Source organism: Photobacterium sp. R1 (assembly GCF_054600795.1).
The window spans coordinates 1-245 of the sequence record NZ_BAAHZP010000859.1 but is presented as its reverse complement, the minus strand read 5'-3'; the positions used below and the strand labels follow the sequence as shown (position 1 = coordinate 245).

Below are 245 nucleotides of genomic sequence, written 5' to 3'. Positions count from 1 at the left end.
AAGTTCACGCAATACCTGTTCTGTTCCGGCGCGGATACCCCGCCACAAGAGAAAACTTACAGCCGCCTGGCCCACCAGCATTCCAAGACCGTCTATAACTTGACCTGCACCGAGTACAGCCGCCCACTGGTTGAAGGTCGTTTCCTCCGGCCCATAGACCATGTCTTTACAGACCAGGCCAGGATGAACCAAAGCAGCAGGAATACCGGGCAGTGACTGACTCAGACTGGCGGATGTCGAGTTGA

Annotated in this window: 1 pseudogene; it reads right to left on the bottom strand. The window is 55.5% G+C overall.

The features are described 5' to 3' along the window. Window positions 1–245: pseudogene (locus ACYP03_RS27520) on the bottom strand (shikimate dehydrogenase); the annotation flags it as partial.